General features: G+C 44.4%; 18 protein-coding genes. 15 read left to right on the top strand and 3 right to left on the bottom strand.

Going from position 1 to position 23,185, the window contains the following annotated elements:
- The first annotated feature begins 397 nt into the window (after window positions 1-397).
- The 15 genes from ACNKW2_RS05375 (at window position 398) to ACNKW2_RS05305 (ending at window position 20,216) form a co-directional block, all read left to right on the top strand.
- The gene (locus ACNKW2_RS05375) at window positions 398-871 is read left to right on the top strand and encodes a hypothetical protein (RefSeq protein ID WP_419147625.1); all 474 of its coding nucleotides are present in this window, start codon (window positions 398-400) and stop codon (window positions 869-871) included.
- Between the two features lie 24 nt (window positions 872-895).
- Entirely contained in the window at window positions 896-2,311 is a 1,416-nt protein-coding gene (locus ACNKW2_RS05370; protein WP_419147624.1) for a sensor histidine kinase, read from the top strand.
- A 120-nt stretch (window positions 2,312-2,431) separates the two neighbouring features.
- Window positions 2,432-2,929 (top strand): YcgN family cysteine cluster protein, encoded by a 498-nt coding sequence (locus tag ACNKW2_RS05365; RefSeq protein WP_419147623.1) that lies wholly within the window; start codon window positions 2,432-2,434, stop codon window positions 2,927-2,929.
- A gap of 289 nt (window positions 2,930-3,218) precedes the next feature.
- On the top strand, window positions 3,219-4,490 hold the full coding sequence (locus tag ACNKW2_RS05360) for a sugar MFS transporter (protein ID WP_419147622.1): 1,272 nt from the start codon (window positions 3,219-3,221) through the stop codon (window positions 4,488-4,490).
- Between the two features lie 426 nt (window positions 4,491-4,916).
- Window positions 4,917-6,806: a methyl-accepting chemotaxis protein gene (locus ACNKW2_RS05355; RefSeq protein WP_419147621.1), complete on the top strand. Its 1,890-nt coding sequence runs from the start codon at window positions 4,917-4,919 to the stop codon at window positions 6,804-6,806.
- A 246-nt stretch (window positions 6,807-7,052) separates the two neighbouring features.
- On the top strand, window positions 7,053-7,802 hold the full coding sequence (locus tag ACNKW2_RS05350) for a DUF3450 domain-containing protein (RefSeq protein ID WP_419147620.1): 750 nt from the start codon (window positions 7,053-7,055) through the stop codon (window positions 7,800-7,802).
- A gap of 15 nt (window positions 7,803-7,817) precedes the next feature.
- Window positions 7,818-9,185: a MotA/TolQ/ExbB proton channel family protein gene (locus ACNKW2_RS05345; protein WP_419147619.1), complete on the top strand. Its 1,368-nt coding sequence runs from the start codon at window positions 7,818-7,820 to the stop codon at window positions 9,183-9,185.
- A 2-nt stretch (window positions 9,186-9,187) separates the two neighbouring features.
- Window positions 9,188-9,715, top strand: a complete 528-nt coding sequence (locus ACNKW2_RS05340; RefSeq protein ID WP_419147618.1) for a MotA/TolQ/ExbB proton channel family protein — start codon at window positions 9,188-9,190, stop codon at window positions 9,713-9,715.
- Window positions 9,716-9,735: 20 nt separating this feature from the next.
- Window positions 9,736-10,146, top strand: coding sequence for an ExbD/TolR family protein (locus ACNKW2_RS05335; RefSeq protein ID WP_336565495.1), 411 nt, complete (start codon window positions 9,736-9,738; stop codon window positions 10,144-10,146).
- A 7-nt stretch (window positions 10,147-10,153) separates the two neighbouring features.
- Complete coding sequence (locus ACNKW2_RS05330; RefSeq protein WP_419147617.1) at window positions 10,154-10,759, top strand: energy transducer TonB; 606 nt, start codon at window positions 10,154-10,156, stop codon at window positions 10,757-10,759.
- A gap of 20 nt (window positions 10,760-10,779) precedes the next feature.
- The gene (locus ACNKW2_RS05325; protein ID WP_419147616.1) at window positions 10,780-12,084 is read left to right on the top strand and encodes a tetratricopeptide repeat protein; all 1,305 of its coding nucleotides are present in this window, start codon (window positions 10,780-10,782) and stop codon (window positions 12,082-12,084) included.
- Window positions 12,085-12,281: 197 nt separating this feature from the next.
- Window positions 12,282-13,955 carry a hypothetical protein gene (locus tag ACNKW2_RS05320; RefSeq protein ID WP_419147615.1) on the top strand — a complete coding sequence of 558 codons (1,674 nt, stop codon included), beginning with the start codon at window positions 12,282-12,284 and terminating at the stop codon, window positions 13,953-13,955.
- 77 nt (window positions 13,956-14,032) lie between these two features.
- Window positions 14,033-16,720 (top strand): TonB-dependent receptor plug domain-containing protein, encoded by a 2,688-nt coding sequence (locus ACNKW2_RS05315; RefSeq protein WP_419147614.1) that lies wholly within the window; start codon window positions 14,033-14,035, stop codon window positions 16,718-16,720.
- A gap of 437 nt (window positions 16,721-17,157) precedes the next feature.
- A complete protein-coding gene (gene asd / locus ACNKW2_RS05310) occupies window positions 17,158-18,276 on the top strand; it encodes an aspartate-semialdehyde dehydrogenase (protein ID WP_419147613.1) in 1,119 nt (372 codons plus the stop codon).
- 137 nt (window positions 18,277-18,413) lie between these two features.
- Entirely contained in the window at window positions 18,414-20,216 is a 1,803-nt protein-coding gene (locus ACNKW2_RS05305) for a DUF885 domain-containing protein (RefSeq protein WP_419147612.1), read from the top strand.
- Between the two features lie 49 nt (window positions 20,217-20,265).
- On the opposite strand, the gene ACNKW2_RS05300 is transcribed toward ACNKW2_RS05305, so the two are convergent.
- Genes ACNKW2_RS05300 through ACNKW2_RS05290 form a run of 3 tightly spaced genes read right to left on the bottom strand, consistent with a single transcriptional unit; the run spans window position 20,266 to window position 23,043 of the window.
- Window positions 20,266-20,766, bottom strand: coding sequence for a DUF4240 domain-containing protein (locus ACNKW2_RS05300; protein ID WP_419147611.1), 501 nt, complete (start codon window positions 20,764-20,766; stop codon window positions 20,266-20,268).
- Between the two features lie 58 nt (window positions 20,767-20,824).
- Complete coding sequence (gene ilvN, locus ACNKW2_RS05295) at window positions 20,825-21,322, bottom strand: acetolactate synthase small subunit (RefSeq protein ID WP_419147610.1); 498 nt, start codon at window positions 21,320-21,322, stop codon at window positions 20,825-20,827.
- Window positions 21,322-23,043 (bottom strand): acetolactate synthase 3 large subunit, encoded by a 1,722-nt coding sequence (locus tag ACNKW2_RS05290; protein WP_419147609.1) that lies wholly within the window; start codon window positions 23,041-23,043, stop codon window positions 21,322-21,324. The genes ilvN and ACNKW2_RS05290 overlap by 1 nt, the downstream gene beginning before the upstream one ends.
- Between the last annotated feature and the right edge of the window lie 142 nt (window positions 23,044-23,185).

The raw sequence follows: 23,185 nt of genomic DNA, 5'->3' as shown, positions 1-23,185 counted from the left end.
TATCATTCCTCTTTTGTATATTCTAGTGAAATGACACAGATTTCTAAACACTACCTAGCAAACCAATTTAATAGCTTTGCTGATGTCGACTGAGTTTGATTAACCATAAGTGTCTCTTTGTCTAAGCGTGAAACGCTTCATTACATTTTTGTGTCAGCGCGCATTTAAACACCCAATTGTTACAGTTATATTTCACTTTTAAGAAAACCGTTGAGCTTGGCCATTTTTTGCACTGCGGCAATAAGCTAACAGCTGATGATGTCGTTTATATGACTGATTTTATTGAAAAGGGTGACCACTTTCACAAATCAAATAAAAACAAAAAAATGGCGTCCATATTTACTCCATGTTTGCGTTTTACTCTTTTGTATATCTAAATGCACACAGTGTTGTCATCATGCCAATTGTTATCTTGCTTATTAGCTTCATCTGTAGCGCAGCCATTGCCTCCGAGCAACTTGAAGCACAGTTTCAACCGTTATCACACTCAGAGCTACAAAATACAGTGCAATTACAACCAAATCAGGCGATTGAACTGCTATCCGAAATAAACACCAAGTCAGCCTTTATTACGGGTCAAGATTACCAATGGACCTTGATTAAGCGCAGCGATATAGCGCACTATGACAATGCAACGTTAGCGTTTGGCTTCTCACGTTTACCCTGGTTGGACATTATTGCAATTCAAGATGGCGAAATTATTGCTCGCCAAGAAATGGACCCCTTTGCCAATTTCTCAGAGCGTAAAATTGTCGCACCACTGTTTTACTTACCATTGCAATCATGGTTCTTACAGGCAGACGCCGTGTTGCTTCGCTATCAAACTTTTGCAAATGCCACAGCAGCGCTGACAATCCATGAAAAGCAGTAACTGCAACAGCAAATTGCCCAGAGCTTGATCAGCAATACTGCGCTTGCAGGGGTAATATTTGCGGTGCTGTTGATGGTATTCATTAATTTTATATTTAATCGCAATAACACCAACCTGTACTATTGTATTTGGACAGCACTGTTTTTGTTCATTGTACTGGATATGTCAGGACTTACCTTTCAGTATTTATGGCCACAACACGGCTTATTTGCCTGTGTTTTTAGTCTAACTTTGATGACCATAGCCCCAGTTTTCCATCTGTTGTTTATTAATGCCTTCTTACAACTAAAAAAACATCAAACCACCTTATGGCAGCTGTATCGTCTTTTTTGTCTGTTGTATGTGCTACTTATTCCTATTGCTTTTTACAAACAATCGGTCAGTTATAATTTAGTGTTAAGCTTATTAGTGATCCCACTATTGCTGGTAACGGCAGTGTGGGCTTGGCAACAACAGGCCCCCGGAAGTAAAACCTTTGCTTTTAGCCTGATTAACCACGTTATTTTTGTCAATATCATCGCCATCGGTAGTGCCACATGGTCGGGCTTTGGCGATGTGGCCACCATCACCGGCGCAATCAAAATCGGTTACTTTATTGAGGTGATGTTGTTTTCTCTGGCCTTAGCTCAACAGCACAACTCAGTGAGAAATAAACTCATCAATACGCTGCAGACCAAAGTAAACTTATTACAGCAATCAGTGAAAACGCAAAAACAGTTTAGCAAACGCAGCACGCAGGCCCTGCAGCATACTGAAACACGTCTATTTACCGACTTATCCCACGAGTTAAGAACGCCATTAACGGTAATGAAAGTACAAGTTGAGTCGTTGCAATACAATGTGGTGGAAAATGTCGAAGCCAGTTATGACAAGTTAATGGCTAAAATTGATGAATTAAACGGCTTTATTAACCGCTTGATGCTGGTGGCGGACAACCAACAGTTAACGACGTTGCTTTGTTTAAAGCGAGTTTGTGCTGAGGAGTTAAGCAATAACCTCTACGCCCAAACAGTGACCATTTTCCCCAAAGGGCAAAAGCAATTTAAGCTGGTCGTGAATAATACACCACATACCTATGTTAACGTTGACTTGGATTACATCGCCAATTGTGTGATTGAAATCTTATCTAAAGCCATTAAGCATGGTGGTGAGCACATATCGGTAACACTCAGCTGTTTAACCACAGCGGATAAATTTATCATTGCCATAGAAGATAAATTGACTCAAGTTTCTTATGAGGCACATCAAAAACTGTTTTCGCCATTGTTCAATGCCGACTTAATCTCAAGCTCTGGGATCAACAAAGACACCATAGGCATGGCCATGTGTAAAAAAATCATCGCCGTCCATGACGGCATAATTACATCGAAAGACAGTCGACAAGGTGGCTTATATATTGAAATTCAATTGCCTCTGATGCGCCAAAGTGCCTGTGCTTGAGCCAATGACTTTGCCAAATCGACTGCTATCTTATACACTGCGCGACAAATCAGTAGCCGGCTTCACGCAGTGGCTATACTGAAGAGGTATTTTATTAATCGCCACGGGTAGGTAGCGCAAATGAGCTTCTGGCAAGAAAAAACGTTAGCACAGATGAATCAACAAGAATGGGAAGCCATTTGTGATGGTTGCGGTAAATGCTGTCTGCATTCGTTTATTGATAGCGACCAAGAAGACGATGACGACTTTTCCAGTACCGACTTTTTACGGGAAGGAGAGGAGCTGTTATACACCGACGTGATTTGCCAGTATAACGATCCTGCTACTTGTGGGTGTGCCCGCTATAGCGAACGGCAACGTTTAGTGCCAAGTTGTGTGCAATTAACCAAAGAAAACCTCAAAGACATCTTTTTTATGCCCAACAGCTGCAGTTATCGCCGCCTTCATGAAGGCAGGGGCTTGGCTAGTTGGCACCCTCTGAATAATAATGGCTCAAAACAAGCGATGATAGCTGCTGGGATCAGCGCTCATGGCAAAACCACATCTGAACTGGACGTCGATTTAGAAACTCAATTTGAAAGCCATATTGTCGAGTGGCCGAAACACGATTGCGATTAACCTTATTCCCGCTGTTCTTGAGCGCTAACTAAGTCAACGCATCCAATTAACCATTGTCATCACAGGCAAGTACCATATCAGCCTGCATTTTTGACTAGACTCACTATTTAGACCTTTTCTAGTTCGTTATCTTTAGTAACTACTATCACAGCTGACTGTATGAGCAACGTATTTAACGATTAATCACTTAATGAAACGCCAAGAGCTTAGGAACGTTCCAAAAGAACAATTGTGACTTTCATGTAACACTGTGTAGAATCAAGGTGAAGAATCCAATGGAGTTACTCTTGTGAGCGAAATAAACACACAACAATCATTCGCAACCAGTGGCAATAATGAAAATAACAATTATCGTCTGCCACTCATTGCGATGACAACCCTGTTTTTCCTATGGGGTTTTATCACTGTTCTTAATGATGTCTTAATTCCACGCCTTAAAGGTGTGTTTGATTTAAGCTACACCGAAGCCATGCTTATTCAGTTTTGCTTCTTTAGTGCTTACTTTATCGTTTCTTTACCAGCAGGCTATTTAGTAAAGCGCTTTGGCTATAAAAATGGCGTGTTAAGCGGCTTGATCATTGCGTCACTGGGGTGTTTAATGTTTTATCCAGCCGTGGTGGTGCATGAATACTGGTTGTTCCTCTCTGCTTTATTTGTCTTAGCGGCAGGGGTGACCATTTTGCAAGTCTCAGCCAACCCATACGTAGCCGCACTGGGCGACCCCAAAACCGCTTCCAGTCGACTCAACTTAGCGCAAGCGCTGAATTCTCTCGGTACCACCGTAGGACCCATTGTTGGTGGCTTCTTGTTATTTGGTGCGGCAGGCTCTTTGACCGTGGATGCAGCCACAGCTGACTCAGTGAAGATCCCTTACTTAATGCTCGCTGCAGCGTTACTTACCATTGCTATTGTTTTTGCATTTTTGAAACTGCCGGTTATCAAAGAGCACAATGAAGCGAGCGAATGTAAAGCGCAAAATCATAGCCTCTTGGAAGCTCCTCACTTAGTTATGGGAGTTGTTGGTATTTTCTGCTACGTAGGTGCTGAAGTCGCCATTGGTAGCTTTTTAGTTAACTATTTCGCCGATCCGAATATTGCTGGGTTAGAAGAGCATGCTGCAGCTAAACTTATTGGTTATTATTGGGGTGGAGCAATGGTTGGCCGTTTCATTGGTTCAGCTGTACTTAAAACCGTAGCCCCATCTAAAGCTGTGGCGTTTAACGCTGTCAGTATTATCCTATTATTGCTCTTAACCATGAGCTCAAGTGGTAATATTGCCCTTATTTCCGTATTGGCAATTGGTTTATTCAACTCAATTATGTTCCCTACCATCTTCTCTATTGCCATCGAAGGCCTAGGCTCACTCACTAGTAAAGGCTCGGGCTGGCTTTGCCTAGCCATCGTTGGTGGTGCTTTGGTGCCTTTACTACAGGGGGTTGTGGCTGATAATTTTGGTATTCAAATTAGCTTTTTAGTACCTCTGGTGTGCTATATCTATATCGCTTGGTATGGCCTCAATGTAGTTAAGCTGTCGCAACTATGGCAGCAAAAACTCGGCTAACAAAGACTGTAAACCAACTTAGTTAAAAGGTGAGCTCAGCTCACCTTTTTTATTGCCGTAAAAGTAATGACCCCAAACACTTTAAATGGTTATAAACCAAACCCTGAATACGTATTCATGTTAAAATATCGCAAAGTCAATAGGAACGTTCCAATGAAGTAAGCAATAAACTAGTTCAGCAACTGAGGTAAAAATAGTCGTTTGTTAAGCAACATCAAAACCTAACTAAACTTTTCAGTTATCAAGTCGATAAACAAAGACAATGACCATAATATTTGGTACAAGTGGTATTAAATCGCATTAACAGCACACGCAGCTCGTTTAGATGTGCAGATAATATAACTCTCTGAACCGTTTTTTTGATTGTTGGGCAATCTTCAAACGCTCGTCAAAATCAGGTTCGACACTAACGCATGCAGGATCGGAATGTTTAAAGCGCTCAAATTTACAACTAAGGTTACCGTAGCCGCCTCGCTGGTATTAGTACTCGTTCTTGGCTTGTTCACCGTAAATAACTTCTTGGTTATGCGTGATCAAACGCAAACTCGTTTAACCTTGGTGCTGCAAGAAATTTCCAGCTCGGTATCACAAAACATCGCCAATTGGCTTAACTCACGATTAGACATTGTGGTTTCGGTGGCCGAAGGACACCAAGGCAACGACAGTCTTGAACAAGTGAGGCGCCGGCTCAAAACCGCCGATCAAGCGGGTGACTTCAAAAATGTGTACATTGGTACTCAAGATGGCACCTTTATTCTTGATGACCCAAGTATTGTGCTACCCAGTGACTTTAATGCCACAACAAGGCCTTGGTATCGTTTAGCGCAGCAGAAACAAGATACCGCTTTCACTGCGCCATACATCGACGTTACCACCAATGAATTTACCATTTCGGCTGTGGTGCCAATTAAGCAACAAGGTCGTTTTGCCGGTGTCGCTGGTGGCGATATCGACATGAGTACCATCACTAAGATAATCAATGAAATCGATTTCCTTGGCTTTGGTTATGCCTTTTTGTTAGATGGTTCCGGTAAAATTCTTAGCCATCCTAATACTCAATTAAATGACAAACCCATGACCGAGCTGTTTGGCAGCAAATTAGCTTTGAATCGCGAATTCAGCGAACTTGAAATTGATGGTCAAGAGAAACTGGTTTCCTTTGTGCGCATGAAAGGCATTAAAAACGTCGATTGGTACCTAGGGGTGGTGATCAATAAAGAAATCGCTTATTCGTCTGTTTCGTCGTTCCGCAATATGGCGGCTATTTATATGCTGCTTGGGGTGATTGCCATTGTCGCCATGCTGCAATTCTTATTACGCTATTTAATGCGACCTATGTATAACTTAACCGCAGCCATTAAAGACATTGCCCAAGGGGAGGGGGATTTAACGCGGCGCTTAGAAATCGACAATCAAGATGAATTTGGTGAACTATCGGATTACTTTAATCAGTTTGTTGATAAAATTCATGGCTCTATAACCCAGGTGAAAGACACCACAGTCACACTTGAAAATGTGGTTAACAGTCTGGTGGCGCAAACACAAGATACTCTGTCAATGTATACTGACCAATCCAAGCGCACTGACAGTGTCGCCACCGCTATTAATCAATTATCCTCCAGCGCTCAGGAAATTTCTGGTAACGCCAACCATGCTTCGGAACTGGCCAGCAGTGCAAACCGCTTATCGGTGGAAAGCCAAAATGCCCTCACGGAAAACATCAATGAGATAGCGGCCTTAACGGATAAAATGTCGCAAGCACAGGAAACCTTAGATGGCCTAGATAAATTATCCGGCAGCATTGGCCAAGTACTGGAAGTAATAAAAGGCGTCAGTGAACAAACCAATTTGTTAGCACTTAATGCCGCTATTGAAGCCGCAAGAGCTGGAGAGGCCGGTCGCGGCTTTGCTGTGGTGGCCGATGAAGTGCGACAACTTGCTCAGCGCACCCAAGAGTCCACCCAAGAAATCGAAGACACCATTGTTAAATTGCAGCAAGGCTCTGCTTCAGCGGTAACAGTGATGAAAGCCAGTCTTGAAGATTCGGCTCGCAGTGCCGATCGCGCCAATGCCTCTGGTCAGAAAATGCATGAAGTCAGCAACTCCATCGATGCCATTGATGGGGTTAACCATGCAGTGGCCAGTGCCACCAACGAGCAGAGCTCGGTGATCCAATCTTTAGATAGCGACATTCATCACATTAGCGATTTAAGCGCACAAGGCAGTAACAACCTGAAAGCCACTTTGGATGAATGTAAGTCCCTAAAACAGCAATTTGATGAACTAGAACAAATGGTACTTAAATTCCGAGTATAACGAGTGCAAACGCTCACTAAGCCGCTTTAACAAAAGCGGCTTTTTTGTGATCATTTTATGACAAATACCTCTAACCCTAGTTCATCTTTGAATAATCTCACCATAAAACAAACACTTAAGCTATAGTTGTATTTTTTATTACAAGCGTAATATTAACGACATGTAAGCGCAACACGGTTGTCATGTTCGCTCTTTAGACTGCCCTCAGTTTTTAGCAACTAGCAATAATTTTATAAGGTGTATGCGATGAAGTGCGTTAATCACTTGCTTATAGCAGGTATGCTGGCAACGGCATCAGCCGGTGCAAACGAATTAAACCAAGTCATGGATAAAAGTGCAGCCATTAATGAGTCTGCAGCAAAAACACAAAGCAAAATCGATGGCATTGCCGATAGCATGCAATCGCGTTTACAGAAATTCAAGACGCTAAATAAAGAGATTGATGGCTTAGCCGTTTATAACGCGCAATTGGATAAGCAGATCCGTAGCCAGCTAGAAGAAATGGCGGCGATTAATGAATCCATGGATCAAGTTTCCGTTATTGAGCGTCAAATCACACCACTAATGCTGCGCATGATTAAAGGCCTAGAGCAATTTGTTGCCCTTGATGTGCCGTTTCTGCCAAAAGAGCGCGCTGAACGCATCAGCCAACTTATTACGTTAATGGACCGCGCTGACATCTCTTCCAGTGAAAAGTTTCGCCGCGTGCTAGAAGCGTATCAGGTTGAAGTCGACTACGGCCGTACCATTGAAGCCTATACCGCATTGCTTGATTTGAATGGTCAAGAACGTGAAGTCGACTTCCTGCGCATTGGTCGCTTAGAGTTATTGTATGTCACCAAAGACGGCAAGCAAGCTGGATTTTGGAACAAAGACAGCAACGCTTTTGAATCCCTTCCCGATACCAACATTGGCCAAATCAACAAAGGCATTCGTATCGCCCGCAAGCAGTTAGCCCCTGACATGCTAACACTTCCCGTTCAGGCTGCAGAGTAATAGGTGAGAGTAACAATGAACTTCTTAAAAAAATTCACTAAGACAGCAATTATTGCAACAACATTCACACTGTCAGCCAATGCCTTTGCTGAGCAAGCACTGGATTTAGACTCACTGTTAAAGACCTTAGAGCAAGGTCAAGCAGCACAAAGTGCCCAAAACCAGCAACGTGAAGCTGAGTTTAAAGCCAAGCAAGACCAACAAATTCAAATGCTAAACCAACTAACGACTGATCGAAACGAAGCATTAGCGCGTTCGGAGCGGTTAGAAACGTCATTTGAAGAGAATGAAATTAAACTGGCTAATTTAAGTGACACCCTAAGTCGTCGTATGGGGACATTAAAAGAGTTGTTCGGTGTGTTACAACAAGTTGCTGGTGACAGCTCCAATAAGTTTGCCACCTCAGTTGTTTCAGCCGAGATCAAAGGTCGTGATGACTACATGAATGAGCTGGCGAAGAAAATGGGTTCGACGTCGCGTTTGGCATCTATTGAAGACATTGAAAAGGTCTGGTTTGAAATGCAACGCGAAATGACAGAGCAAGGCAAAGTATCGCGATTTAATACCGAAGTCATTGTTGCTGGCGGTGAAAAGCAGAGCAAAGAGGTACTTCGTGTTGGTGCATTTAATTTGGTTTCAGATGGCAAATACCTGACCTATAACAATGAAACCGAAACCTTGTCTGAATTAACGCGTCAGCCATCATCTCGCTTTACCACGACCGCTGCCGACTTACAAAATGCCAATGCAGGCGTGGTGGACTTTGCCTTAGACCCAACTGGCGGCTCAATTTTGGGATTATTGGTTCAAGCACCAAATACCGAAGAGCAAGTTCACCAAGGTGGTGCAGTTGGTTATGTGATTTTAGGTGTAGGTTTGCTGGCATTACTTATCGCACTTGAGCGTTTTGTTTCCTTGATGCTGATGGGCGCGAAAATTAAGCGTCAATTAAAAGAAACCACGCCACGTGATGACAATCCACTGGGCCGAGTAATGAAAGTCAAAGAGCAGTACCCAGATGTTGCTTATGACACCCTTGAATTGAAATTAAGTGAAGCTATTTTACGTGAAATGCCAAAAATCACACGTAACTTAACGCTTATCAAAATTATCTCGGTAGTGGCTCCTCTTCTAGGTCTACTAGGTACGGTAACGGGTATGATTAACACCTTCCAAGCAATTACGCTATTCGGTACGGGTGACCCGAAACTGATGGCAGGCGGTATTTCACAAGCACTTGTTACAACGGTACTAGGCTTGGTTGTGGCAATCCCAACGGTGTTCTTATACACCTTACTAAACACTCGCTCGCGTAACTTGCTGCTTATTCTACAAGAGCAAAGTGCCGGTATCATTGCTGAGCGAAGCGAGAAAGGAGCGTAATCGTGGTTATATTGCTTGATGCAATTAACGCTTTACGTGAGTTCCTCGACACAGGTGGCCAGGTTCTCCTGGTCATCGGTTTCGTTACCTTCGCCATGTGGCTACTGATTTTAGAGCGCTTTATGTATGTCTTTGGTCGCTACAGAAGCTACAAAAAAGAAGTGCTAAACAGTTGGAATTCACGCTCAGAGCGCAATAGCTGGAATGCCGAGCAGATCAGACAAGCGATGATCTCACGCGTCGGAATTAACTTAAACGCCAACCTCTCTTACATCAACGTGATGGTGGCACTGTGTCCATTGCTTGGATTGCTAGGAACGGTAACAGGCATGATTGAAGTGTTTAACGTCATGGCCATTACCGGTTCGGGCAGTGCACGTTCGATGGCATCTGGGGTATCCAAGGCAACTATCCCAACCATGGCAGGTATGGTAGGCGCGCTATCAGGGGTATTTGCTTCCACCTACTTACAGCGTAAAGCCAAGCGTGAAGTTGAATTGTTAGAAGATAAATTGCTACTAGACCATTAAGGGCTAGTGAGGAAAGTATTATGAGAGCACCATTAGCAAAAGTATTCCAAGAAGAAGAGTCTGAAGAAATTAACATGACACCCATGTTGGACGTTGTCTTTATCATGCTGATCTTCTTTATTGTTACCGCGTCATTTGTAAAAGAAGCGGGTATCGACGTCAACCGCCCAGAGGCCGCGACGGCAGTTAAGAAACAACGAGCCAACATTTTAGTGGCCATTTCTGATAGCGGCGAAATCTGGATCAATAAACGCCAAGTGGATATTCGTGCCGTTCAAGCCAACATCGAACGCTTAAAAGCCGAAAACCCTCAGGGCAGTGTGGTGATCCAAGCGGATAAAAAAGCCACCACAGATACACTCATAAAAGTGATGGATGCATCACGTGCAGCTGGCGCGTTTGATGTTTCGATTGCAGCACAGGAGTCATAGGGCAGCCATGCGTTACTTAATCTCATTAGTAATTGCAGGTGTCGTCACCTTCTTCCTTTTCTTGGGTATGCAAGCGCTTATCCAAGGAGGGGAAGGCGCAATGACTGAGCCTGTAAAAGGTCAAGTGCTTGACTTTGTTCGTCTGAAAAAAGAAGAAACGGTGGAGAAGAAAGAGCGTAAACCGCAAAAGCCGCCAAAACCCAAAGATCCACCGCCACCGATGGACGCACCTCAGACACAAAACAACAATCTAGATGACGCTGGCGGTAACTTTGATTTTAGTGCCAATGTTGAGGCAGATGTTGACTTAGCGGGCGGATTAGCACTGGAATCCAGCGATGGTGAATACCTGCCTATCGTAAAAGTCGCGCCGGTATACCCAAGAAGAGCATTATCTCGCGGTATTGAAGGCTATGTCATTGTTGAGTTTGTGGTGACAAAAAACGGCACGGTAAGAAACCCAGTTGTAGTGCGCGCCGAGCCTGAAGCGATATTTGACCAAGCCGCGCTAGACGCTGCGCTGAAGTTCAAATATAAACCCCGTGTTGTTAATGGCGAGCCGGTTGAAGTGGCCGGTGTACAAAACAAAATTTCATTTCAGATTAATGGTTAATCACCATTAAGGATGCGATTATGAACATAGTAACCAAATTAACTCTCGTTTCTGCGTTATTTAGCACCGGTGTTGCTGCACCGAGTTTGCTTTCACTGCTGCCACATATCAATGTCGCGGTAGCACACGCAGAAACCAAAACCAAGCGCGTGCCTGCACTGCGAGAAAAAGTGTATAGCCAACTTGCAAGAGCGCAAAAATTAGCTGACGAAGGACAGGTCGCTGAAGGTTTAGCCGCCCTCGACTCAGTTAAAGAGCGGGCGTCGAGCATGAACAGTTATGAAATCGCCATGATGCATAACTTTTATGGTTTTATTTATTACAATGAAAACCAGCTCGATAAAGCCATAGCTTCGTTTAAAGCGGTAATTAGCGAAGAAGCTATTCCAGAGTCGTTGCGGTTATCGACTACCTTTAGCTTGGCGCAACTGGCCATGGCTAATAATGACTTTACGGCAACACTTGAGTTTTTACAGCAGTGGCAAGCGGTCAGTGAGCAAGCTCCAAAATCAAACTTTTATTTGTTACGTGCACAAGCTCAATATCAATTAAAGCAATATCAAGATGCCATTAAAAACATTAATACTGCTATTAACCTAGCTGAAGCAGATGGTAATACCCCCAATGAAAACTGGTTAGTATTACAGCGCGCAATATACTACTCATTAAATCAGCCTAAAAATGTGGTCGCCGTTTTAGAAAAAATGGTAAAGCTGTACGATAAACCACAGTATTGGATCCAACTGGGTGGTATGTATGGTGAAGTGGGTAATGAAAAGGAGCAACTTGCTACCTTTGAAACCGCTTATCAGCGTGGTTTTATAAAAACCAAATCCGACTTTATGCAGCTAGCACAAGTTTATTTAATGAGCGGCTTACCTTTTAAAGCAGCACAAACTTTAGATAAAGGCATTCAAGCAGGTGTGGTTGAAAACACAGCAAAGAACCTCACTTTTATTGCGGAAGCCTTTGTCCAGGCTAGAGAAGATGAAAAATCCATTCCTTTTTTCATTGCTGCGGCTGATAAAGTAGAGCATGGCAATCTAAACCAGAGACTTGCGGAAATATACATTAACACAGAAAAGTATGCAGAAGCGGCAGATCAGGCTCGAATGGCGTTAGAGAAAGGGGATTTAACATTTGAGTCTAATGCTTATGTTGCTCTGGGTATGGCACAATTTAATTTACAAAATTTTGATGCCTCTATATTGGCCTTTGAGCAAGCAGAAAAGCATAAGAAGTCAGAAAACTTAGCAAAGCAGTGGATTAAATACGTTAAACGAGAAAAGGTACACGCTGAGACCTTAAAACAAGCTTTATTATAAATTTATAATCGCAACACCAAAGCCGCCTTCGGGCGGTTTTTTTATTTATAAACAAAAATAAAAGTTCAATATTAAATATGAAACTTTGGTTACAACTATTTTATGTAATCTTGCCGTAATAAAACCCCTTTAATTTAGTCACATCAAATAAACACAGCAAATAATAACTTATTTTAAGTCTACTACTGGAGTTAGCAATGGAACTAAAAAACCTCTTTAAAGTGTCTGCAATCGTCGCAGCAATGGCCCTTACTGGTTGTGGTGGTGATATCGAAGTAACACCGACTGTCAATGACAACAGTGTTAATAATTCAAACAACACAACAAACAACGAAGGCAATGGCAATACTGGCGGTGACACAGGTACAACTAACCCTTGTACAGCTCGCACAGTTGGCAGCACTGAGGTTCAAGGTCAATTCCAAGCACCACACTGTGTGTACAGCACAGAGTTTGCTTCTAAATCACTTGAAATTGAATCAGACATCACTTTCTCTGCACTTGAAAATGGTGGTGCGCACGTATTCAAAGGCGCACTTCTTATCGGTAAAGACTGTAATACATCAACCGGCTGTACTATCAATGAAAATGGTCCAACGCTAACTGTTGAGCCAGGTACAGTCATGGCATTTACCTCAGGTGAGTCAATAGTACGTATCGCACGTGGCGCTAAAATTGATGCCGTAGGTACTGCCGATGCCCCTATTCGTTTTACCTCTGCAGCAGAATTTGAAGCATTTGACCTAGCAGGGACTGGCGCTCAGTTTGCTGACTGGGGTGGCATCATGGTAAACGGCTTTGGTCTTACTAACGAATGTACTAATGCCGAGCGCGATGCTAACAACTGTAACTCAGATTCAGAAGGTATCACCAGCTACTATGGCGGCAACAATAACGCCGACAGCAGCGGTCAAATCAAATACGCTCACATCTGGTATGCAGGCTCTGGCCCTCGTGATGGCGGTGCCGGTGACGACTTAAACTCATTGACGTTAAACGCAGTGGGTTCAGGTTCTAGCTTTGAATTCCTTCACATTCACCAAGGCTTTGACGATGGCATCGAGTTCTTCGGTGGTGCAGCTTCTATCAAGAACATCGTGGTTACAGATACTCAGGATGACGCCATAGACGTGGATGCCGGTTGGCAAGGTAAAGGCCAGTTCATCTTGGTTAAGCACGGCACTATCAAAACGAAACAAGACGTTACATACTCAGATGATGACGGCAACGCTCAGCTAATTCCAGCAGGCACTGAAGGCTTCATGGGTAACAACGGTTTTGAAACCGATGGTGAAAAGAACGGTGGCGCAGATTATAACCAAGCACCAGCTTCTACCCTGAACTTCGCAAACGTGACGGTTCTAACTACAGACGGTTCATCTATCCGTGACAACAGCGCATCACAAGGTATGAAGTTCGACGATGCTATTCGCGGTATGTACTACAACGCGCTAGTAGTAAAAGCAGAAGCTGCTAACGGCACTGAATGTCTAGAATTTAAAAACTCAGACAAAGATGAAGCGGCCAATGCCGAAGCGGATGAGCTAAACTTTGCTAACTCAGTACTGGCTTGTGCTGCGAACTTCAAAAATGGTTCTGAAACATTACCTCAGGGCGAAGGCAAAGAAGAGTGGTTCCGTAACGACGGTTCTAACTTAATCTTAGGCGGTGCTGAAGACGTACTTGCTGCTGACGGCTTTGCAACCAACACCAGCTCAACTGCAATCACCATTGACGCTAACGACCTAAGCGGTCTTAACGATAACTTCTTCACCACGGTTGACTACATCGGCGCAGTGTCTGACCAGGACACTTCTTCAGAGTGGTATCAGTGGGCTAAGAAAGCAATCGACGCTTCAAACGCTGACTAATAATCGGTAGTAACGCCCGTTATTACCACTGAGGCGCAGTCGTTGCGCCTTTTTTATGATTTTTGGCAGGATTGCAAATGGATACTCAAATGAAATTTAAAAAAGTAGCTTTAGCGATAAGTGCGTCGCTAACAGTTGCGACTTCTATGCCTAGTATCGCAGAAGAAGAGCAAACTATCGAAGAAGTTGTTGCGGTAGGGACTCGATTGCAAGGTAGTGCTGCAGCCGTGATTGAAGAAAGAAAGAACCAAGCGTTTGTTGCCGATATTTTAGGCGCAGAGCAACTTTCTCGCACCGGTGATAGTGATGCTGCATCTGCTTTGCGTCGGGTAACAGGCCTAACCCTGGTAGATGGTAAGTTTATTTATGTGCGTGGCTTAGGTGAGCGCTACTCCAGTGCGCGCTTAAACGGTGCGGCAGTGCCCAGCCCCGACTTGACTCGAAACGTTATTCCACTGGATATTTTCCCATCCAGTATCATTGAGAGTTTAGCGGTACAAAAAGCCTATTCTCCTTCAATGCCAGCAGCCTTTGGTGGCGGTAACATTGATATTCGCACCAAATCGGTTCCGTCTGAATTTACCGCAGGGATTGAAGTAGGTGTAGGCCAGAACTTTAATTCCGACGAAGGGTTTTTATACAGCGGCGCTGCCGAAGGCGTGCCACAAGTATTACAAGATGCGGTTATTAAGTATCGCGGTGATTTCCGCCTCGGTGAAATCGTTGCTAAAGATGGCATCACAGACACAGCCGATGCTACCCGCGCAGAGCAAGCAGCTAGCATCGTCAAAGGCTTAGTGAAATCACTGCCTCGTGATTTAAAGGTAGAGCAAGAATCACTGGACCCCAACTTTGACATTAAAGCCAATATTGGCGACAGCTTCGATGAGCCTTGGCTTGGCGGTACGATTGGCGTTATGGTGGCAGGCTCTTACGATAACGACTGGAAATACAGCGACCGTAAAACCGGCGTGATTGACGATACCTTGTTAGAAGGGTGTACTACTACCCTTGAGAGCGCAGAAGACGCATCGGCATCGTGCTATGTGACATTAAAAGAGTCTAAAGTCACCACTGAAACCGAGCGCATGAATGGCGTATTCAACTTGGGCTACAAGCTTGATATGCACAGCGTCACTTATTCTAAGATTTATCTTGAAGATAATGAGCGTGAATCGGATATCTCGGTACTACAAAGCCCTAACGGCAGTACCGTGCGCACCATTGCTGGTACTGGTGAAGCACAACGTAGCCATGAGTTCGATTACGAAGAGCGCACGCTGAATATTGATCAAGTGATCGGTCAGCACACCTTCTTGGATTATTGGGGCTTAGGCATTGACTGGCAATACACTGAGTCAAAGGCTGAAACTGAAATCCCAACCGAAATCGACTACAAGTTTATCGACGGCTATGATGAGTCTGGTGCTTACCAAGATTCAATTGTTACTGGTGACGATAACCGCGTTTCGTATTCATTCACGGACATGGAAGATAACGTCAAGTCGTACAGTGGTAACGCCACTTTACCACTGACCTTCTCAGGAGTTGAAGTAACACTGAAGGCCGGTTATGACTTTATGGACCGTGCTCGTGTCTACAACACCAGTAACTTTGTAGTGAACAATAACACCGGTATCCCAATTCCAATTAACTTTGATGCCAGCAACATCAATTCAATGACTGGCTATCTGAGTGATGAGTTTGTTGATAACAATAATTTCTTATTAACCTTCAACGAGCCTCAAGCACCTGCTGCGGATGACTACCTAGCGGCGCAAAAAATTGATGCTGGTTATGCTGAATTTGATATGTTCTTCGATAACACCTGGCGTCTAAGTGGCGGTATCCGCTATGAAGACTTTAAACAAGTGTCTATCGGTACTTCAAGCTTGATCTTTGACCGCATTACCATGGAAACCATCTATGACCAAGACCGTATCCTTGCTGGTACGGTTAATGAAGATGACTTCTATAATGCGCTGTCATTCACCTACTTGTCAGATGGCGATTATCAAATCCGCTTGGGTTATGGTGAAACCACAGTACGTCCTGACTTACGAGAGCTGGTACCAGTGGCGTTCTACGATCCACTAACCGATATTCGTACTTTCGGTGTCTCTGGCTTACAAAGCAGTGACCTGAAAAATTACGATGCTCGCTTCGAGTATTACATGGATAACGGCGACAACTTCTCGGTAGCTGCTTTCTATAAGGATATTACCGCGCCAATCGAAACCGTTTTACGTGTTGGTGATGAAGACTATACCGCCACCTTTGTTAACGGTGAAGAGGGCGAAGTGTATGGTATCGAGGCGGAATGGCTATACGACTTATCGTCCGTAGTCAGTGGCGTATTTACTTCAGGTAATATTACTTTAAGTGACTCTGAAGTGGCCATTGACCCTGCTAAGGCGGGTAACTTAACCAACCCAACCAAGCGTATGACCGGTCACTCAGAATACGTGGTTAACCTACAGCTTAACTATGATTCTGCTGATGGCCAACACAGTGGCTCGTTGGTATACAATGTCTTTGGCGAGCGAATTTTGGCTTCCGGTATCGGCGGTCGTCAAGATGCCTTCGAGCAGCCGTTCCATTCCTTGGACCTTGTGTACACCTGGTATCCTGACTTTAACTCAAAAGTGAAGTTCAAAATCAAAAACTTGTTAGATGAAGATCAGGAAGTCACTCAGTCTGACATCATGGTTCGACAAAAGGACGTGGGTACTGGCATTAGCGTAAGCTACAGTTACGAGTTCTAATGAACAACTAAGCTTTAACCAAAGCCAAGGCCTGTCCTTGGCTTTTTTGTTTGAGATCAACTAGTGTTAAGTTTTTGCGACAGTCATCATTTTTTCCTAGACGCACAGATGTATCTATGTGTATAGTTGCTACAATAGAATATATTCAAACACTTCATTAAGTTACACAGATTTAAGCGGCTGTGTCAGATGCAGCTGCTAGGCTTTAGTTGATAAATATAAGAAAAATTTAGCCGTCATTGAACCGAGTTCTTTTAAACGCCACGCGTTTAATTAGGACAACCTTTACATGTTGTATCCAAACCCCGCTCTGCGGGGTTTTTTATTGCAAATAATCTCTTTTTCACACTGGCTCATGCCATTATTCCCTGCTATTGTAGACGTCTAGACATACGACTCACGCAATGATCCGTATTAACCAGAATGAAGGCATAAATATGAAAAAAGTAGGACTCGTCGGCTGGCGTGGCATGGTTGGCTCTGTACTGATGGAGCGTATGCAACAAGAAAATGATTTTAGCGCCATTGATGCCCATTTCTTCACCACCTCACAAGCAGGCCAACTTGGCCCTTGTTTTGCTGGCACAGGAGAAGCAAAACCACTGCTGGATGCAACTGATACCGCAGCATTACAACAAATGGACATTATTATTTCTTGTCAGGGTGGCGACTACACCAACGCCGTATACCCGTCATTGCGTGAACAAGGCTGGGATGGCTATTGGATAGACGCAGCATCGGCATTACGAATGGCCAATGACAGCATCATTGTACTCGACCCGGTCAATCGCGATGTTATTGAGCAAGGCTTAGAGCAGGGCGTAAAAACCTTTGTCGGTGGCAATTGTACCGTTTCACTGATGTTACTTGCTCTAGGCGGTTTATTTGAACAAGACTTAATCGAGTGGGTCAGTCCAATGACCTACCAGGCCGCTTCTGGCGCTGGTGCTCGAAATATGCGTGAATTATTAACTCAAATGGGTGAAATTCACAGTTCAGTAAAAGCACAGCTCGATGACCCCAGCTCAGCCATTTTGGAAATCGATAAGCTAGTGGCAGATAAAATTAAAGACGAGGCATTACCCCAAGATCAATTTGGCGTACCACTGGCTGGTAGCTTAATTCCTTGGATTGATGTCGCCATGGAGTCAGGCCAAAGCAAAGAAGAATCGAAGGCAGAGGTTGAAGCGAATAAAATTCTGGGCTCGGCAAAACAGCCTATACCTGTAGATGGCTTGTGTGTGCGTGTGGGAGCCATGCGCTGCCACGCCCAAGCGCTAACAATAAAGTTACGAGAGAATCGCAGCGTAGCCGAAATAGAAGCCATACTGGCTGAGCATAATGAGTGGGTAAAAGTCATTCCTAATGAGCGTGATGCCAGTACCCAACAATTAACGCCTGTGCATGTCACTGGCACATTGGATATCCCCATCGGGCGCATTCGTAAGCTCAGCATGGGCGATAAGTACATCAGTGCGTTTACTGTGGGCGATCAACTGCTTTGGGGTGCCGCTGAGCCACTTCGCCGCATGTTAAAAATTATCGTCGGCGCGTAATTCTAGGGTGTCGTCTGTTGCGGCGGCACTGTCATTTTCTGCAATTCACTTAGCACATCTTGCGTTACAAAATAAGCATGCAATTTTGATTCAAACTCTGGCAAACTAGTTACCAACTTAGTACCAAGAGAAAAACAATGAAAGCCATTTCCCTAACCGCAGCGGCCATTCTAGTGGCGCTAACTGGATGTCAAACCACCAATAACAGCATGGAAGTTGTTGCCACACAACAACAAACAATCAGCCAAAATCAACTGGTTAATGACTTAAGTGAGCAATATTTTGCAGAGTCACTGGCAATGAGTCCAGTGTATGGTACTTACTTAGGTAAGCCTAATGTGAACCATAAATTTAACCCTCCAACCACAGCAGAAACACTGGCGCAGAGCAAAGCATTGCTGCAAAAGTACCAAGCCAAACTAGACCAGGTAGATGCCAGTAAACTCAGTGGCCAAGCAAAACTAAGCTATGAAATTCTTAAGCGCGATCTTGCTTTTAGCTTACAAGGCTTTGAGTTCCCAAGTCACCTAATGCCAATCAACCAAATGTCAGGCATGCATAACATTTTTGCCGGCTTTGGCTCAGGGCAAAGCGCGCAGCCATTTAATAGCGTAAAAGACTATCAAGACTTTATTCAACGTGCTCAAGGCTTTGTGGTATGGTTAGAAGGCGTTAAGGCCAATATGCGCCAAGGCATAGAAGCCGGTGTGGTATTGCCAAAAGCGCTCACTAAAAAGCTGATCCCCCAGTTTGAATCCCATGTGGTGAGCGATGCCACGCAGTCGGTATTCTGGGGCCCAATCCAAAACTTCCCAGAGACGTTCAGTGATGATGAAAAGGAGCAATTAACAACACAATACCAAGATATGGTGATGAATACTTTGGTACCCGCTTATCGCGATATGAGCCATTTTCTTAACACGGAGTATTTACCCAATAGCCGCGATTCAGTTGGCTATAGCGCACTGCCAAATGGTAAAGCTTGGTATGAATACCAAATTGCTAACCACACCACCTTGGATTTAAACGCCGAGGACATTCACCAACTCGGCTTAGAAGAGGTGGCGCGGATCCGCAATGAAATGGAGTGGGTTAAAGAGCAGATGCAGTTTGAAGGCGATTTACAAGCGTTCTTCCAATTTCTCCGCGAAGATGAGCAATTTTACTTTAACTCCGCCGATGAACTGATTGCCGCTTATGAAAACGTAAAGCAAAAAATCGATGCTCGAGTACCGCAACTCTTCGACATTCAACCAAAAGCAGATTATGAGGTAAAGCTGGTTGAAGCATACCGAGCACAATCGGCTGCAGGAGCATCCTATGCTGCACCAGCCCCTGACGGTAGCCGTCCTGGCGTCTTTTATATTAATGGTCACAACTTAAAAGCACAGCCTAAATTTTTGGTAGAAACCCTTTCTATTCATGAAGCCGCGCCTGGTCACCATTTCCAAATTGCACTGCAACAAGAGGTGGAAGGTTTACCGAGCTTTAGAAAGTTCGGTGGCTATACGGTATTTGCTGAAGGCTGGGCACTGTATGCCGAGAGTTTAGGCAAATCATTGGGGTTATTTACCGATCCCATGATGTGGTATGGCCGTTTAGTGGATGAACAGCTGCGAGCTATGCGTCTTGTGGTTGATACCGGTATTCATGCTAAAGGCTGGAGTCGCGAGCAAGCCATTGAATTTATGCTCGACAATTCTTCCATGGCAGAGTCGGATGTTACCGCCGAGGTTGAGCGATACATAGGCTGGCCTGGTCAAGCGGTTTCTTATAAGGTAGGGCAATTCAAAATTCAAGAATTAAGAGACTACAGTGAAAAGGCCTTAGGCGACAAATTCGATATTAAGGCATTTCATAGCCAAATTTTAATTGATGGCGCATTACCCATGCCCATTTTAGAAGATAAAATTAAACACTGGGTTCACAGTCAAATTTAATTAAAACCTACAGCTAAGCCAAATCAATGTGGCTTAGCTGTTTAAGCCCCTAACCTAGCCAATATTGACTGTATAATTTTGGCAAGTCGGCTTTAAGTTGTTTCGGCTTGTTTTTGAATTTTTTACCCTGAGGCGGAAAATTTACCACGCTGTGATAGGGTAATTCGTCATCGCTCTTTTGCTCGTACAGCAGACCCGCAACCAAGTCGAGCTCGTCAATAAACGGGTAGGGCAGCGTATCTTTATAAGTAATACGGAATTGCTCAGCTAAACTATCGGGCTCGGCTGTCAATATGGCCAACGCTTCTGGACCACGACTGAGGATCCAATTACAAAAATCTAGGAAGTCATACTCACTGTTACACCCGGCAATGACATATGCTACCTTCCAATTATCCCAATGCCACAGAGCTCTCAATTCTTTACTGTAGAGGGCATCAAACTCAGCGATCTCGTCAGCTCCAAGCGCTTGCAGACGCTCATTAAGATAGCTGTTGTCATTACATTGAGCTGGTGCTGTGACCAGTTGCCAAAATCGCGCAAGTTCCATGTTATTACCTTATTGCGAACAATTGCGCGATTATAGCCAGTTGTGCTTTTAGAGTAAATTAGCCCTTTAATGCTTTATCACCACGGCCAATGCCAACTGCACCAGAGCGCACCAGTTCTATGATGTCACTTTCATGGCGTAATAAGTCTAAAAACGACTCGAGGCGCTCACTGTCTGCCACCATTTGCAAAATATAACTTTGTTTCCCCATATCAATAATGGTTGCCTGAAACACGTCCGCAACACGATTAATGGCCGCTCGCGTGACTTCATCACGAGCAAACACTTTAACTAGCAGTAATTCGCGCTCGATGTGCTGCATTTCAGTTAAGTCGATGACTTTTAGAACATCGACAATTTTGTTTACTTGTTTGGTGATCTGCTCAACAATTCTGTCATCCCCTTGCGTGGTGATGGTGATCCGCGACAAGGTTTTATCCGCCGTAGTACCCACGGTTAAACTGTCAATGTTATAAGCCCGTTGCGAGAACAGTCCCACAATTCTAGACAGTGAACCCGGTTCGTTTTCCAGTAAGATAGATAAGATTCTCTTCATTATGCTCGTACTCCTTTTTTCAACCACATGTCATCCACCGCCCCTTGCTTTATTTGCATGGGATAAACATGCTCTGACTCGTCGACCAAAATGTCTAAGAACACCAATCTATCGGTAATTGCAAAGGCCCGTTCAAGTGCTGGCGCTAATTGCTCCGGCCTATCAACGCGGATCCCAACATGACCATAACTTTCTGCTAGTGCGACGAAATCGGGTAAAGACTCCATGTACGAGCTGGAGTGACGGCCTTCATACATCATGTCCTGCCACTGCCTCACCATGCCCAGGGAGCGGTTGTTTAGAGAAACCACTTTGACAGCCAAACCATACTGTAAACAGGTGGATAACTCTTGTATGTTCATCTGGATAGAGCCATCACCAGTAACACAAAGCACTTCGTTGTCAGGAAATGCCATTTTCACGCCCATCGCGGCCGGCAAGCCAAATCCCATGGTGCCAAGGCCACCGGAATTAATCCATTGCCGTGGTGATTTGAATGGATAATATTGCGCGGCAAACATTTGGTGCTGACCGACATCGGAGCACACGTAGGCATTGCCATCGGTTAACTGGTAAAGTGACTCAATGACAGTTTGTGGCTTAATTTTTTCAACCCCTGGGGTGTATGCCAAGCATTGCTGTGAACGCCATACCGTGATTTGTTGCCACCAGTCCTCTTGCGCAGCCCTATCAATGCGCTTTTCACTGCGCTCTATGCCAGTAAGTAATTGTTCCATCACGGTGTCTAAACAACCCACCACGGGAATATGCGCTTTGATGGTTTTCGAAATAGAGGTGGGGTCGACATCAACGTGAACAATTTTAGCGTTAGGACAAAACTTTTTAACGTTGTTGGTGACGCGGTCGTCAAAGCGTGCACCGAGTGCCAAAATAACATCGGCATTGGCCATGGCTTTGTTGGCTTCTAAGCTGCCATGCATGCCTAACATGCCAATGAAATTAGGGTGAGTGCCACTGATCCCCCCCAAACCCATCAAGGTGTTGGTGATAGGCGCATTAAGCTTTTCAACCAACTCGGTAAGCTTCTGTGAAGTGTTGGACAGTACTACGCCGCCACCGGAATAGATCACCAATCTTTTGGCTTCAATAATGGCATCAACCGCTTTGCGGATCTGTTTCGAATGACCCTTAACATTGGGGTTGTAGGTGCGCATTGATACTGTCTCAGGCATGATAAAATCAAAACCTAATGCCGGATTCAATATGTCTTTAGGCAGCTCAACCACAACTGGCCCAGGCCGACCTGAACGAGCAAGGTAAAATGCTTTTGCTAACACCGCTGGGATTTGCTCAGCATCGCGACAATTAAAACTGTGCTTAACAATGGGTCTAGAACAACCGACGATGTCTGTTTCTTGAAAAGCATCGTCACCAATCAGGTTGGATGGAACTTGGCCTGAAAGCACTACCATAGGAATGGAGTCCATATAGGCGGTGGCGATACCGGTAACACAGTTGGTGGCACCAGGGCCGCTGGTGGCCAACACCACGCCTACTTCGCCTGTAGCTCTGGCATAACCATCGGCCATATGCGTAGCCGCTTGCTCATGGCGTACTAGTACATGCTCGATGTCATTTTGCTGAAACAGTGCGTCGTACAAGTCCAGCACCGATCCCCCAGGGTAACCAAAGATATACCTTACATTCAGTGCGCTTAGCGCTTTTACCACCAGCTCTGAGCCATTAAATTGCTCTGCCATTGCCTCATTCCTCGTTGCTGTATTGCTGTTATGTTTGCTTTTTCAATAAAAAACCCCGCTGGTTGCGGGGTTTGTGATTTATTTCAAGTAATAGCTCCCCGCTGAACTCTATGTTGAGACCAGTACCACCACGAGAACGATT

The organism is Pseudoalteromonas 'SMAR' (assembly GCF_048515945.1).
Lineage (GTDB): Bacteria > Pseudomonadota > Gammaproteobacteria > Enterobacterales > Alteromonadaceae > Pseudoalteromonas.
Note: the sequence above shows the minus strand (reverse complement) of the source record. Positions and strands in the feature narration are given on the sequence as shown.

Excerpts from the sequence above, each read along its gene's own strand:
- ACNKW2_RS05375 (WP_419147625.1), top strand. The coding sequence starts at position 398 with ATGCCAATTGTTATCTTGCTTATTAGCTTCATCTGTAGCGCAGCCATT.
- ACNKW2_RS05365 (WP_419147623.1), top strand. The coding sequence starts at position 2,432 with ATGAGCTTCTGGCAAGAAAAAACGTTAGCACAGATGAATCAACAAGAA.
- ACNKW2_RS05355 (WP_419147621.1), top strand. The coding sequence starts at position 4,917 with ATGTTTAAAGCGCTCAAATTTACAACTAAGGTTACCGTAGCCGCCTCG.
- ACNKW2_RS05350 (WP_419147620.1), top strand. The coding sequence starts at position 7,053 with ATGAAGTGCGTTAATCACTTGCTTATAGCAGGTATGCTGGCAACGGCA.
- ACNKW2_RS05345 (WP_419147619.1), top strand. The coding sequence starts at position 7,818 with ATGAACTTCTTAAAAAAATTCACTAAGACAGCAATTATTGCAACAACA.
- ACNKW2_RS05335 (WP_336565495.1), top strand. The coding sequence starts at position 9,736 with ATGAGAGCACCATTAGCAAAAGTATTCCAAGAAGAAGAGTCTGAAGAA.
- ACNKW2_RS05330 (WP_419147617.1), top strand. The coding sequence starts at position 10,154 with ATGCGTTACTTAATCTCATTAGTAATTGCAGGTGTCGTCACCTTCTTC.
- ACNKW2_RS05325 (WP_419147616.1), top strand. The coding sequence starts at position 10,780 with ATGAACATAGTAACCAAATTAACTCTCGTTTCTGCGTTATTTAGCACC.
- ACNKW2_RS05320 (WP_419147615.1), top strand. The coding sequence starts at position 12,282 with ATGGAACTAAAAAACCTCTTTAAAGTGTCTGCAATCGTCGCAGCAATG.
- ACNKW2_RS05315 (WP_419147614.1), top strand. The coding sequence starts at position 14,033 with ATGGATACTCAAATGAAATTTAAAAAAGTAGCTTTAGCGATAAGTGCG.
- asd (WP_419147613.1), top strand. The coding sequence starts at position 17,158 with ATGAAAAAAGTAGGACTCGTCGGCTGGCGTGGCATGGTTGGCTCTGTA.
- ACNKW2_RS05305 (WP_419147612.1), top strand. The coding sequence starts at position 18,414 with ATGAAAGCCATTTCCCTAACCGCAGCGGCCATTCTAGTGGCGCTAACT.
- ACNKW2_RS05300 (WP_419147611.1), bottom strand. The coding sequence starts at position 20,766 with ATGGAACTTGCGCGATTTTGGCAACTGGTCACAGCACCAGCTCAATGT.
- ilvN (WP_419147610.1), bottom strand. The coding sequence starts at position 21,322 with ATGAAGAGAATCTTATCTATCTTACTGGAAAACGAACCGGGTTCACTG.
- ACNKW2_RS05290 (WP_419147609.1), bottom strand. The coding sequence starts at position 23,043 with ATGGCAGAGCAATTTAATGGCTCAGAGCTGGTGGTAAAAGCGCTAAGC.